Raw genomic sequence first — 14,526 nt, forward strand, 5'->3', positions numbered from 1 at the left:
AATATACAAATGGTGAATTGCTCTTGAAAATTTTAAAATAATTTATACTAATACTTCTAAAATTTAATTAAAATCCTATGAATCAATACTTTACTCCAAAGGAAATTATAAGAATACTCAAGGAAGGTAATAGCCGGGAAGTCAATGAAGTGACCACTTTTCTATATAAAAAGTATCGACAAAAGGTGGCATACCATGTGTATAAAAATAATGGGAAACCTGAACAGGCGGATGATATTTTGCAAGAGGTAATGTTGAAATTTTTAGATTTAGTTCAGGAAGATAAGTTTATTTTGCAGTCGAAAGATGATACTATCCAAGCGGAAAGGGAAATGGAAGGTTATTTCATGAAAATTGTATATTTTAAATGGCTCAAATTTCTCGAAGCAGAAGGAAGAAGAAAGGGCAGAGATGGCTCTGGTTTGAACGATGAAATACAATTTAATGTTGAAAATCCTTTAGAAATTTTGTTAAGTAAAGAATCACAAAAAGAAGCAAACAAGATTTTTAGTAAATTAGATGAAATGTGTAGAAATATACTCTTGGCGTTCTACGTTGAAGAAATGAGTTTGGAAGAAATTGCTCTTAAATACAACTTTACAAGTGTAGGGGCTGTTAAGGTCAAAAAATTCAGATGCTTAGAAAAACTTAGAGGCTTTCTCCCTTAAAGATTATATTCTTGTTATTAATAAACAATATTTTAAAATTAGAAGAAATGGAAAATCAACACGACCGAATAGAAATTATTGAGCGGTTCTGTTTAGGACAAATGAAACCTGAAGAATTAGCTTCTTTTGAACTAATGAGGGTCAATGATACAGTTTTTGCCAAAGAAGTTGAAGACTATCAAACGATATTTAAAATGATGAAACATTCAGCTATCAGAACTCAAATGCTTGCCACTTTAACCCAATTGAAGGTTGAAGATCCACTCTCTTTTCAAGAAATGGAAGCTCAAAAATACTCGGAGACCGAACAAGAGATTTTGCATAGTAATAAACCAATTTGGAAGTATTCTTTACGATTAGTTTCTTCGTTGGTAGCTGCTGCTTGCCTAATTTTTGTTTTATATGCTTCGTTTTCCGTAGTACAACTACCAGGTTCTGAAAATGACCTTACCATTGTTAGAGACATCGACCCAGAGATGCTTTCTCCAGTACAAAAGAATGCCTTTGACCATTTTTATGCAGGGCAGTCACACATTAGCGAAGGTCAATTTAATGCTGCTGTGCTTGACTTTGAAGCAGTTTTGAAAACCCCCAATCTTCGTCCATATTTTGAACAGGCTACCCAATGGCACTTATTGGTTGCACAACTTAAAAGCGGACAAACCGATAAAGCAGGGCTATTATATCAAACTTTGAACAACCAAAAGGATACTGTTTATCCTGTTGGTTTTTTGAATAAATCTAAACTCTGGTGGCAGATTTTTTGGGCAAATTTGTTTTGATGAATAAAACTACTCCTATTAGGGCTAACAAACCTAAAACGTAGCCTACGAAAGGCGATTGCTCGATACTCAAGGCTTGATTATTACCAATTAATGTTAGATTTGCCCAATAAAAAGGATGGTCAAGGTCTTTACTTTCTTTAGCTTCCATAAATGCTAATTTCGCTTTTTGCAATGCTACATCTTTTGGCAAACCAGCGTTTAGATAGCTTTCAAATTTTTCCGTAATGATTCCGATGGCTCGGTTGTGTGCTTCCCATGAAGCTCCGACTACCGCCCCAGCACCTGCTCGCATAAAGGCATACGCCAGCGAAATAGAGCCTTCGTGTTGTTGTAAAGCACCTTTTGCACTATTGCAAGAAGCAATAACTACTAATTGTTGCTGTTGGAGAGAGAGTGCCATGATTTCATAAAATCCTAATTGATAAGCTTTTGTGACTGAATCTGGATAAAAGTACAAATAGGCATTGGCTGATTCTTGCATATCAGTGGTAGCATGAGTAATTAAATTGAGCTGATTATACTGATTTATTTTTGCTAACCACATTTGTTTTGTAGCTTGTTTTCCTAAGAGTACATCACGTTTTCTTGTATTTCTATTGGCAAGATTTAACGATTTCAAAACATTGCCGTCGGGTAAAGTATAATTTTGTAAAAAGGGATAAATCGTTAATGTCTTGGGTTGATGATTGATAGAAACTTGCTGCTTTTGAATATAATCAATGGCTGAGAAAGTATAGGTAAAAGCAAATTTTTTCAGTAAGAAATCGTTTTTTTCTTTTCCTTGTTCCAATACTTCAAAGGGAATATTATTTAAGATTCCATCACGACAAACCACCAAACGATTAGTACCTTCTAAAGCTTTCTCAAGAGGTTTTACCAATAAATCATATAATAAAATAGCATCTTTAGTGCCTGTATAAACCATTAGAGCAGGGTTTCGCTGAAGCTTTGGTAAAAATTGATTAATGGTTTTAAGTAATGAAATATTTGAAATTTTACGTTTTTTTATGAGCCAAGAACCACGACGAATCATCAAAATATAGAGGTGGTTGTCGCTACTAAGATCATAGCTGATGAAAGTAGTAAATGGGGATAACTGTGCGGATATTTCTTGAATAGACAAATCATTGATAGTATTACTGCCCTGAGTGGGTAATATTCCATTAAGTTTATTTTTAATACTAAAAAAATCCTTCTCAAGTTCTCTCAACTTGGTTTCTAAGGTATCAATTTTTCCATTTTTTTGTAAAATATCTTGTTTCAATTGAGCGATTTGAGAAGCTAACAATAGTTGTTTTTGCTTATCTAAGGCGTATTTTACGGGAACTCTAACCTGCTCCCTTTTGATGAAATCATTATAGGCTACAGATTTACGACTTTCAACAATACTTAAAAACATTGTTGCTTTCTCCGTATTTGGATTTTGAACATACCACTCATATACCACATTGAGTGCTTCATCGAAAACCATGCTATTACGATTGGTAAACATAATTTTGTCCTCTTGGTTATCAATTGTCTCTCTATAGTTTTCTGCCAATAAAATGGCTAATTGATAGGTCTTAGCAGAAGCTTGTAAGTATTTAAGTTGGTGATTTTGTTGGTAGGTTTTGTGCAATAATTGCCCTTTGAAAGCTAATAATTTAAATAGTGTGTTTTCACCCAAAATGGTTTTTGAAAGGGCAGGATTTTTAAAAATATCGTCTTTCTCGAAGCCAATAATAATTGATATTATTCCTTTTTGTAAACTTGATAGAGCCTCTTGATTGTTGCCAAGCATCGCTGCATTTCGGGCTTTTTGTTCATAACACCAAGCCAAATAAACACCCTTTTTATTATTTTGCTGGGTTTGAATTGTAATTCCTTTGTTTAAATAATAATTACTTTGGGATAGATGTTTCGTTAAAGTAGAGCTTACTGATAATTGATAATAGAGCTTTGTTAAAAGGGTATTGTCGGGTTCATTTTTTGGGGAATTTAACCAGTGATTGTAGTAATTGAGTGCTTTTGTAAAACTTTCATGACCATTTTTATACTTTTTTCTTCCAATCTGATTCCATCCCATCGAAGAAAATAGATTTATTCTTTTGAAATCGTCTTGAATTCTATCTAAAATAATTTTATTGTATAATAAATGAGCCTTTTCATATTGTCCCATAAAATCAAAAAGATTGGCTAAATGTTCTATTGTCAGAAAATAATTAGAGTTTTTCATTTTTGCCTGAATTTTCAAACTTTGGGAAAAACATAAATATGCCTTTTGATAGTTTGTATTTTCACGATAAAAAGCTCCTTGATTATTCCAAAACGCAACTACATATTCGGGGACTTCATTTACTAATTGTGGTTTTATTTTCAATAGTTCATTCGCTTGCTCAAAAGCATAAATTGCCGAATCATCTTTGAATGTACGGGTGTAGTTGGCAGCCAAAAAATTATAACATTGAAATTGTAAAGTAGCATCTTTATTTTTTTCTAAAATCTTTAATTGCCTTAATGTCAATTGGTTACTTCTGTCGAATTGCCCATTTTGATAATATTCACTGACCGTTTCTAATTGCTGCTTAATTTCCTGTTTATTTAAGAATTCTTTGCTATTTTTCTTTTTCTGAGCAAAACAATTGAAGGTCATAAAAAAAATACATCCTAAAAAAAACAAAAATTGTAACTTTAAAGTGTTTAGTGGTGATTTCATAAGTAGTGAGGTATGGGTGAATTTTACAACAAAATTCAGTGGTTTAGCTTCAAAAGCTACTACTTATCAAAATGAAAAACAACTATTTATTTTTATTTTTATTATTTGGTATCTGCTTGATTTTCAGTAGATGTAAGCTCGAATTGGAATCGGCGAATCCTGTCTTTTTAATTAGCACTCAGCAAAATGAAATTAGTACACAGTCCACATCAAGTTGTGTTTTTAAATATAAATTAATAACCCCCTTCAACCAATTGGATAATGAGTCTCAACAAAAAGCCTTAGTTGAGGGAATTTCTTTATGGCAAAAAGCTAACAAGAGAATTAATTTTTTACAGTTTTCAGAAGATGACCGTTGTGAAATTTGGGTGAAATTTATTGACCCAAAATTCTTTGAAACAAGTACAAAAACTACTGAAGGAAGTTTCTTTAAAGTACCTCTTGTTGGTCAAAGTATTTCTAAAAAAGAAAATGATAAATATGTAATTTATTTGAGCAATTCCTATCAGTGGACTCAGCAAAGTATGACTAAAGCAGTTGCTTATCACATAGGTTTGATGTTGGGTATGGCTACTTCTAAAAATGAACAGTCAATAATGTATCCTTTCAGTGTTGGAGATAAAATAACGCTTAGTAAAACAGATTCTATTGATGTCAATCGACTATACCCTCTCCTATGTAAGGATGCTGATTTTAAATTTTTGCCATTCAGTTTCAATTTGAGTAGTAGTACATTACTCAAAATACGTTTAGATAAACAAAACCCTATTAAAATTGTGGCATCAGGACAAATTAGAGTAGGACTGTTTTTGGGTTATAGTACCCCCGTTGGACTTGATAAAGGCTTATTCAGTTTCCCCATAGTTGGTTATAATCTTATTCCAGCTTTTAATCATGCTACAATTATATATAAGAAAAATAATGATACAGAGTGGAAGATTTGTGGAGCATACTTAGAGCTACCCGCTGATGGAAATGAATATTTAGAATTGATTTTGAACCTTAATGATAATGATGTGACGGATAATACAGGTTCGTATCAAGTGACAGTAAGTTATAAATAGTAATTGTTAAGAATGAGTTTATGTATGATAATATTGCAATGCATTGATTAACAGTGAGTTCCATCACTAATTGTCCAATAGATAAAAAATATTACCCCTACTTAGTTTTAAATTGTTTAAAGTCAACTGGTTGATAGTTTGAAATTAATCCTTACCATGGGCGGTATTTTCTGAATTTCTCACAGTCTGTTGCTCGTTCATTATTTCTCTTTGTCCCCATAAAATTAACTCTACCACCTAAACCAAACCAAGCCGACAGTTCAAATGTGCCACCCGAAGACCAACTCAATGACGAGATAGTGACATCATAACTTAGTCCAAATTTCACCTTAGCCAATTCATATCCCAACAACAAAACAAGGGCATCTTGTTGGACAGTATCCTTATATCTTCTTAATGGAATCCCTCTATACCAAATCCCTAAAATTGCAGGAGAATATCTTGCATTGATTCCGAAGTCGAGCATCATATTTTGACCTTGTTTTCGTAAATAACCGCTTACTGACATTGTGCTTTCATCTTGATTATCCTGATGTTCCCACCAGTTGAAATTTACAGGGAATTTATATGAAGCATGAATGCCCAAATGCGGAAGAGGTAGCGTGAAATCCTGTCCACCGAAGATTTTGTCGAGATGAATAATCGCAACTCCCAATTGATAACCGTGTTTATTAGGGTTAAAAACCCCTGATGCTCTATTTTTTAAGGTGTAATAGTTTTCAAACAAGAATCCCATTGAAAAATCGGGATATGATTGGTTTAAAACATTAGCTTTTGTTAGAGGGTCATTACTTTGCGAGCTAATTCCTGAGGCGGAATATTGGTCAATAAATTTTAGACCTTCCAAAGTAGTAGAACGATTAATAAATGAACCTTTAAACCCAAATGTAAGTCCTTTATCTCCTTCGTCATTAAATTTGAGCCAATATGAACCTAAGGCTGAAATAGTATTAGTTTGAAAGTTTGTAGCTTGTTGGTCATGAGATATTTGTCCTCCTATGGCAATTCCTCCATCTAAATAAGTGTCATAAGAAACATCGTATGTTTTGTAGGGTTGCCCCAAAGCCAGCCACTGAATTCGATTATTGAGAATAATTCTTGCTCCTCCTGTATTACCAGTAAAAGCAGGATTATGTGTAAGTTGATGTGTGTAGAATTGTGAAAACTGTGGGTCTTGAGCCTCAATAGTTGAGGTAAAACTGACGATAAAAAAACAAATTTCTAAGAATAATTTTACGTATCTCATGTAACAAAATAGATTTAGCGGTACTAATTAATCAATTTGATTATTTTATTAAAAGATTCCTGCCATACTCTATTAAGTTACTAAATATGAGAAAGTATCATTTTTTTATCATCATACTTTTGTTTTGTACAGAAGTATATGCTCAGAACTCGAACTACACAGTATCTTCAGTCGCTGGAACTTCTATCTGTTTACCACGGAACCAGACAAAATATATTTTGAAAATTAAAATTAATGTTCCGAACTCCCCGTGTACAATCTCCAAATACAAAATTATTTGGGATGATGGTAAAGAAGATACCTACCCTTTTGACCTCACTAAAACCGAACATGAACACGAATATGATTTTAAGGATTTTGTGAATGGTTGTTCGGAGAGAATCAGGAAGCAAGTGGAAATATTGACCGATAACAAAAACTGTGAAAGTAATATAACTCCTGTAAATTTTTATAATACCCCTAATCCTAATTTTACGGCAAATCGCCAGTTTCCGTGTGTAGGACAGGAGGTTATTTTTTCTCCACAAGCATGTCCAAGTACCAATAATGTTCAATATACATGGGACTATGGGGACGGAACGGCCACTGATAATAGAGGAAGATACACTTATCCTAAAATAGGGACATATTCTGTTAAATTGACCGTTAAGACTGATTGTGGAACAGAGTCTATTGAGAAATCAATCACCATCATTGACCAGGCGAAGGCCGCCGTGAAAGATTCTGGTTTTGTCGCTATAAAAGCTGACACCTCCATTTATTGCCTTACTAATGGAAAGGGGATTATTAGGTTGGATGGTACAGTCTCAACAAATGCTACGGAATATGACTGGATAATTTCACCAGCTGGTTCTGTGACGTTTTTAGATAAGACTAACAGAAATTCACCACGTCCAAAACTACAATTTAATGGAACTGGGAATTATTCAATTGAGTTGACCGTTAAAAACGATTGTGGAATACCGAGTAAAATTAAATGTTTTCATACGGCAGAAGAGTTACCCAATATCTCAATAACCCACCAAAATGATGTCTGCGAAACCCTTAGTTATAAAATTCCCAACTTTATAAACGGAGTGACTTATACCTTGAATGGTAACCCAATCACCCAAAATCAAATCATCTCAATTCCTGTTTCAAATCAGATAAATCGAGTTGAGGCTAAAGTCACAGGATATTGTGGAACTCAAGTTGCTAAAGATTCATTTTATGTATCTCCTCCTACAATTGCTAAAATCACTTCTGCTCGTGACACCAGTTTATGTGTAGGTAGTTCTCCATTATTACTAACTACCAATATTACGACAGGTAGTTGGACTGGGGCATTTATTGAAAATCAGAAACAGTTTCGACCCACTACTGTGGGAATTTACTGGCTAAAATACACCAATGGTTCGGGAAAGTGTGCCACCTCTGATAGTGTGAGGATAACAGTAAAAGGGGTAAATATTGATGCACAAAGTCTATCTATCTGCAAAACCGATGTTTATGTTTTACTGAAAGGAACACCATCAACGGGTATCTGGTCGGCGGTAAATTGTACTACCTGCAACATAAAAAAAGATACTTTATTTCTCACTAATGTGGTCAATTCTTCCATTTCTTTAAATTATGAGGTATTTGAAAATGGTTGTAAAGCTCAAAAAAATGTTACTGTTTCTATTGGAAATCCTAAAGCTGGCTTTACGATTACTGGGGGGTGTACTGGAACACCTATTTCAGTAAGTAATACTTCGACAGGAGCAAATTCCTTTCAATGGTTTATTAATGGAACTCCCGAATCTACGAACAATACACCGAATCTTAATAATCTTCCATCGGGACCAACAACACTTTTGTTGGAGGCCATTATGGGTACTTGCAAAGACTCTTTCAGCCAAGTAATAAGTTTAACTGCCCCGCCAACCACGTCAAATTTTAATACCAATATTTCCGAAGGATGCTCACCTTTGAAAGTAGATTTTATACCTGAAGGTAAAGTTCGCTTGGATGTAAATTATACATGGGAATTTGGCAACGGAACAAATAGTAAATTGTTTCAACCGCCTACTCAAACTTTCATTAATCAAAACACCCAAAGCAAAATCCTTAAAATCATCTTCACAGCGGAAAATATCTGTGGAAAAAAGTCTTCTGAAAAAGAAATTACTATTCGTCCTGTTCCGAATGCTGAAATAGGAGTTGATTCAACAATAGCAAGGTGTTCGCCCGCTCGAATACGCTTTTCTAATCGTTCAAAAGGAGCTGAAAAAGGCGGAATATGGTCTTGGGGGGATGGTAAATCGGAAACATCAATGGCGGATACCCTTTCACATTTGTTTTCTGCACGAGATAGTATTCGTACGTATTGGGTAAAATTAGAAGTAAGTAACAGTTGTAAAAAAGAAGTCGATTCGATAACGGTTAAGGTATATCCAAGTACAGTTGTGCCACTATTTCAAATTAGTAAAAGTATTGTTTGCACAAGTGATACAATTATTTTTAAAGACTCCACAAAGCCAATTCCCGAAAGAGTATTATGGGATTTTGGGGATGGGAGTAGTCCTTCACAAGAAAGAAGCCCCAAACATTTATTTAATCAACCTGATAAAACGTATATCGTAAAGCTGATAGCTTATACTCAGTGTGGATATGACTCTGTTCAACGAATTATCCAAACTCGAAGCGTGCCAACTGGAGATTTTTCTTTTAACAATTTTGTCTGTGAAAACCAGTCTGTCAATTTTAAAAATTTGAGTAATTCAAATCTCTATTCATCTATTTGGGATTTTGGGGATAATTCTCCACTCGATTCTGCGAATGTTTCACCTTCACACACTTTTAAAAATATTGGTAACCAAAGCATTAAACTCACGCTTAAAGATTTCAGGACGGGCTGTAAAATAACTCTGCCTTCCAAGCTCTTAAACGTAAAACAAGGGCCAAAAGCACTATTTAGTATTGTGGGTGATTCTGCTCAATGTACTCCTGCTACAATCCGATTTAACAATTTATCAAAAAATGCAGATGATTATCTTTGGCGGTTTAGTGATGGGAAAAACTCCGCCAACGAATCTCCTGAATTGAACTTTGGTTTAGGACAATATTCTGTTTCATTATTGGCTACTCTAAATGGTGTATGTAAAGACTCTATTCTGGTTGACAATGCGTTTAAAGTTGATTCATGCCATGTTTTTTTTCCAGAAGCATTTTCTCCAAATAATGATGGGATTGGTGATAAATACACCATTTTTGGTAAGGGAATAAAACGAATAATATCCTTGAAAATAAGAAACCGTTGGGGAGAATTAGTGTTTGAGAATACTGATTTTCAACCTAATAATTCTGCCCTTGGGTGGGATGGTGAATTTAATAAACAACCAGCTCCTGAAGGTATATACATTTCTGAAGTAGAAGTTGAGTTTAAAGGGAAAAAGCCCGAAAAATTACCATCAGGGTGCATTTATTTAGTTCGATGAAACTGAAACTTGTCTTAAAATCAGAACACTCCGATAAGATTGTATAAGAATCATAATATTGAGCAAAATTTAATCATTTTTTTGTCCGCATTTCTCACAGAAAAGTGTAGAGCAAAAATGAACCACCTCAATTTTTGAACTACGCAGTATTTTCTTCCGAACCAAGTTTCGCATACTCCGAAGGACTAACGCCAAACTCTTTCTTGAAACAGGTTCTAAAATATTGGAGGTCGGTAAAACCAACTTCATAGGTAATTTCGGAGACGTTCAATTGTTGCTGTTTTAATAGTTGTGCGGCACGTTTTAGCCTTATGTTTCTTACAAATTCTACGGCTGTTTGTCCTGTAAGTGCTTTGATTTTTTTGTATAAAGGCATTCTGCTCATGCCGAGTTCTTTACTGAGGTCTTCTACTCGAAATTCTGAATCAGAAATATTTGCTTCAATACATACTAATACTTTTTTCATGAATATTTCGTCCAATGGCGTAATCGTAATTTCTGAGGGTTCAAGCACCAATCTACGACTTTGAGCAAAACGTTCTGCTAATAGTTTTCTGGATTTTATCAAATTTTTCACCCTCACTTCCAGCTCATTAGAATCAAAAGGTTTTGCCACATAGTCGTCTGCTCCTGTTTCGAGTCCCTCAATTTTATTAACAGAATCGGTCTGAGCGGTCAATAAAATAATAGGAATATGCGAGGTAAGGACGTTATTTTTGAGCAAACTACACATTTCAATCCCTGTCATTTTGGGCATTAAAATGTCTGAAATAATTAAATCAGGCATTTTTTCTAAACCTATTTCTAAGCCTTCTTGTCCGTTTACTGCCTCAATTACATTATATTTTTTACAAAGCCTCAGATGAAGGTAATTTCGCATATCATCGTTATCTTCTACTAATAAAATAAGCGGTTGTTGTTCGTCGTTGGCATTTTCAGCAGAAGTTAGTGCTGTGCCATCAACCATCGAAATTGGTTCTAAATCGGTAGCATAATCGTTATCATTAACAAGTTGAAGTGCTGACTCTCTGGTATATTCCGTGATGATGGGTAATAAAATCCTAAAAGTTGTTCCTTTGCCTATCTGACTTTCAACTGTAATTGTTCCTTGATGAAGTTCAACCAATTCTTTGGTTAAAGACAAGCCTATTCCAGAGCCTTCATTTTTATGATGATTATGGACTACTTGATAAAAATGGTCAAAAATATAGCTTAGATTATCTGCTGGAATACCCATGCCAGTATCTGAAACAGTGATTTGGATACTTTGATTATTTCCATGTTCCACTGTTTTGAGAGATAGTACAATCTTGCCTACTTCGGTAAATTTAAAGGCATTTGACAATAAATTAGTGACAATTTTTTCGAGTTTATCGGAGTCTGCTAATACAAAAATAGCATCATCGGCACTGTCTAACACATAGCTGATTCCTTGCTTCTGGGCAAAAGATTCAAACGATAAAAATATGGGTTTTAAGAAATCCATCAAGTTGAATGTTGTCGTAACAAGTGTCATTTTGCCAGAATCAAGTTTAGATAAATCGAGTAATTGATTGATTAACCGTAACAAGCGTTCTGAATTACGAATCATTAATTGGTATTGATTTTTGTAATTACCCTCGAATTGGTCGTGATACATATCTTTCAAAGGACTCAATATCATGGTTAGGGGTGTACGAAATTCGTGCGAAATTTTAGCAAAGAAAGTTGATTTTAAACGTTCTAATTCTTGCATTTTAGTAAGTTCTAAATGCTCCAATTTGAGGTCACTTTCTAAACGCAATTGTCTGATAATAAGCTGTCTGTACCACCATAACGAAGTAATTGCGATAAAGAAATAAAACAGATAAGCCCACCACGTTTTCCACCAAGGCGGAAGTATCTGAATGCTCAAGGTTACTTCTGTATGATCGTTCACATCTAAATTTTTTACCCTAAAAAGATAAGAACCCGAAGGAACTTGGGCATAACTGGCACTTCTATCCATGTTTGTCGTTTGCCATTCTTTATCATAGCCATCAAGGATATAGGCAAGCGGTGCGTTTTGAGGAGCAGCATAATTCAGTGATGCAAAACCAATGCTAAAATCGTTGCTGTCATGCGATAAGGTTATTTCATGGGTTTCGCTGATATGTCTTTTTAAGGGCGAATCTTTTTGATTGGGTTTTATGAGAATATTATTGATTTTAAGTTCTGTCAAACAAAGAGGAAGTTTATTCTTTTTGTCCGAAATCTGTGCAGGGAAAAAGCTATTATAACCGTTAATTCCTCCAAAGAAAAATTCTCCTGCTTTACTCTTAAAAAACGAACCTTTGAGAAATTCAGCCGATTGTAACCCATCGGCAACCGAATAATTAGTGAATTTTTGTGCAACACGGTCAAACTTGCTAATTCCTTGATTGGTACTAATCCAGAGAAAGCCCTTTTTATCTTCTATTAATCCATTGATAATATTATCAGGAAGCCCATTTTCTTTGGAATATCCCTTAAAAGTACCTTTATTATCATCAAATTGATATAGACCTTTACCCGTTCCTATCCATAGATGATGCTGACTATCTTCGGTAATGACATTAATCAGATTGCTACCAAGTTTTCCAGATTGGTAGCCTTCAAAACGATTATGTGTAAAAGTCACCTGTCCATTTTTTCTGTTTAGCCTATCCAATCCGCCTCCATAAGTGCCAATCCAAAGGTTCTTTTTGCTGTCTTCAAATAGTACGGATATTAAGTTGCTACCCAGACTATTAGGAATAGTAGGGTTGTTTAAAAATTGTTTGAAAGAGTCCGTTTTGGGGTCATATAGATTGAGTCCTGCATAATACGTACCTACCCAAAAATTGCCATCACTATCCTCACATATTGCATAGACATTTTCAACTTTCATCGCTCCTTTGCTCGAAGAAGGAAGGTAATGTTTAAACGTTTTGGTAGCTTTATCAAACAAATTGAGCCCCCCGCCCCATGTACCAACCCATAGATTTTTCTTTTTGTCTATATAGAGCGAAATAACGGCATTACTTCCGAGGCTTTTTTTATCTTTTGGATTATAAAAGTAACGAGTATAGTGAGTTGTTTTTTTGTCGTAATAATGGAGTCCGCCCCCGTCTGTTCCAATCCAAAGATTCCCAAGTTCATCTTCTTGAAAACAGGTTACATCGTTGTTATTTAATTTTTGATTTCCCGCAATCGTTACGCTATGGTGTTTAAATGGCTTATGATGGTAGTCCCATTTATTTATTCCTCTATTTCTAACGCCAAGCCACATTGTCCCCATTTTATCTCTGTACATCGACCATACCGAATTGCTACTAATACTATATTGTTGAAGTGGGTCAGGATAAAAATTAGTAAAAAACTGTTTTTGTGGGTCATAAATATACAAGCCATTCAACTGTGTTCCAATCCAAATTCGCCCTAATAAATCTTCTGACAAACAGACAATTACATTATTTCCGAGACTGTTGGGGTCATGTTTTTCATGCTGGTATCGTTCAAAAATAACCCCTTTAGGTGTTTCTACTAATCGATTCAGTCCATTTTGAGTACCTACCCAAATATGATTTTTGGAATCCTTAAAAACGGTATTGATGACATTATTGCTGATAGACTTGGGATTATTGCCTTCATTGAGATAACTAATAAATTTTTGATGCTTTTGGTCAAAAAGTTTGAGACCGCCGCCTTTTGTACCCAGCCAAAGGTTGAACTTGCTGTCTTCAAAAATCGCTGAAATATTGTTACTGTTGATGCTTTGTGGGTTCTGATTTATGTACCTAAAATAGACAAAATTATGCTTTTCGGGAACATAATAATTAAGTCCGTTTTCTGTGCCAATCCATAATTTGTGCTTATTGTCTTCATAAATACAGGTGATATTGTTGTGGCTAATGCTTCCCTGTTTGGAGGTACTTTTAAAATTCGTAAACGTTTCGTTTTCTTTGTTAAAGAGGTTTAACCCTCCTTCCATCGTTCCGACCCAAATATTTCCTTTTGTATCCTCAAAAATGGTGGTGATATAGTTATGACTAATGGAGGAACTCCCTGACAAATTATTTTCAAAAGTGGTAAATTTTACCCCATCATAACGGTTCAGTCCATTTCTTGTTCCAAACCAAATAAAGCCTTTTTTATCTTGAAAAATACACGTCACCGTACTCTGAGAAAGTCCCTCAGAGATATGTTCAAACTTGATGTTTTGAAAAGCATCAAAAGCCTGAGCCATACCTCCTTTTGAAGATACCATAAGCAATACCACTAAAATGATAATTCGTTTATAAAAGCACATTATCTGAGAAGACATTAACATCGTTAATTGGGTTAACAAAATACCATTTTTTACTTATAATCCCCTATTATCGGGGATTCTTACCACCTTTATTTGTTGAAATTATGTAAAATAATCTTACAATATTACCTTTAAATCGGCTTTATAACCATTGTTTTTTGCATAAAAAGCAATGGTATTTTATCCTTTCCATTTATTAATTTCTTCATTATAAGATTATTAAAACTTCATTGGTATTTGTGTTTTTTCTCATTCATGTAAGGGCAAGAATCTTTCTTACTTTGTAATAACCTGACAGCTAATCAATTGCTCGTTAGGGAAA

The 14,526-nt window shown here is 34.5% G+C and carries 7 protein-coding genes; 4 read left to right on the forward strand and 3 right to left on the reverse strand.

Going from position 1 to position 14,526, the window contains the following annotated elements; genetic code table 11:
- The first annotated feature begins 77 nt into the window (after positions 1–77).
- Both VB796_RS18530 and VB796_RS18535 read left to right on the forward strand, forming a co-directional pair.
- Positions 78–668 (forward strand): sigma-70 family RNA polymerase sigma factor, encoded by a 591-nt coding sequence (locus VB796_RS18530; RefSeq protein ID WP_323348075.1) that lies wholly within the window; start codon positions 78–80, stop codon positions 666–668.
- Between the two features lie 47 nt (positions 669–715).
- Positions 716–1,450: a hypothetical protein gene (locus VB796_RS18535; RefSeq protein ID WP_323348076.1), complete on the forward strand. Its 735-nt coding sequence runs from the start codon at positions 716–718 to the stop codon at positions 1,448–1,450.
- Here the strand turns inward: VB796_RS18535 and VB796_RS18540 are convergent.
- The gene (locus VB796_RS18540) at positions 1,410–4,148 is read right to left on the reverse strand and encodes a CHAT domain-containing tetratricopeptide repeat protein (protein ID WP_323348077.1); all 2,739 of its coding nucleotides are present in this window, start codon (positions 4,146–4,148) and stop codon (positions 1,410–1,412) included. The two genes, VB796_RS18535 and VB796_RS18540, sit on opposite strands and share 41 nt — an antisense overlap.
- Positions 4,149–4,219: 71 nt before the next feature.
- Between VB796_RS18540 and VB796_RS18545 the strand changes: the two genes are divergently transcribed.
- On the forward strand, positions 4,220–5,212 hold the full coding sequence (locus VB796_RS18545; protein ID WP_323348078.1) for a matrixin family metalloprotease: 993 nt from the start codon (positions 4,220–4,222) through the stop codon (positions 5,210–5,212).
- Between the two features lie 151 nt (positions 5,213–5,363).
- Here VB796_RS18545 and VB796_RS18550 read toward each other — a convergent pair whose 3' ends face one another.
- Positions 5,364–6,458, reverse strand: a complete 1,095-nt coding sequence (locus VB796_RS18550; protein ID WP_323348079.1) for a PorP/SprF family type IX secretion system membrane protein — start codon at positions 6,456–6,458, stop codon at positions 5,364–5,366.
- 218 nt (positions 6,459–6,676) lie between these two features.
- On the opposite strand from VB796_RS18550, the gene VB796_RS18555 reads away from it, so the two are divergent.
- Entirely contained in the window at positions 6,677–9,916 is a 3,240-nt protein-coding gene (locus tag VB796_RS18555) for a PKD domain-containing protein (RefSeq protein WP_323348080.1), read from the forward strand.
- Between the two features lie 139 nt (positions 9,917–10,055).
- On the opposite strand, the gene VB796_RS18560 is transcribed toward VB796_RS18555, so the two are convergent.
- On the reverse strand, positions 10,056–14,219 hold the full coding sequence (locus VB796_RS18560; RefSeq protein WP_323348081.1) for a hybrid sensor histidine kinase/response regulator transcription factor: 4,164 nt from the start codon (positions 14,217–14,219) through the stop codon (positions 10,056–10,058).
- Positions 14,220–14,526 lie beyond the last annotated feature (307 nt).

This window comes from Arcicella sp. LKC2W (genome assembly GCF_034931005.1).
GTDB lineage: Bacteria > Bacteroidota > Bacteroidia > Cytophagales > Spirosomataceae > Arcicella.

Excerpts from the sequence above, each read along its gene's own strand:
- VB796_RS18540 (WP_323348077.1), bottom strand. The coding sequence starts at position 4,148 with ATGAAATCACCACTAAACACTTTAAAGTTACAATTTTTGTTTTTTTTA.
- VB796_RS18550 (WP_323348079.1), bottom strand. The coding sequence starts at position 6,458 with ATGAGATACGTAAAATTATTCTTAGAAATTTGTTTTTTTATCGTCAGT.
- VB796_RS18560 (WP_323348081.1), bottom strand. The coding sequence starts at position 14,219 with ATGTCTTCTCAGATAATGTGCTTTTATAAACGAATTATCATTTTAGTG.
- VB796_RS18535 (WP_323348076.1), top strand. The coding sequence starts at position 716 with ATGGAAAATCAACACGACCGAATAGAAATTATTGAGCGGTTCTGTTTA.
- VB796_RS18545 (WP_323348078.1), top strand. The coding sequence starts at position 4,220 with ATGAAAAACAACTATTTATTTTTATTTTTATTATTTGGTATCTGCTTG.
- VB796_RS18530 (WP_323348075.1), top strand. The coding sequence starts at position 78 with ATGAATCAATACTTTACTCCAAAGGAAATTATAAGAATACTCAAGGAA.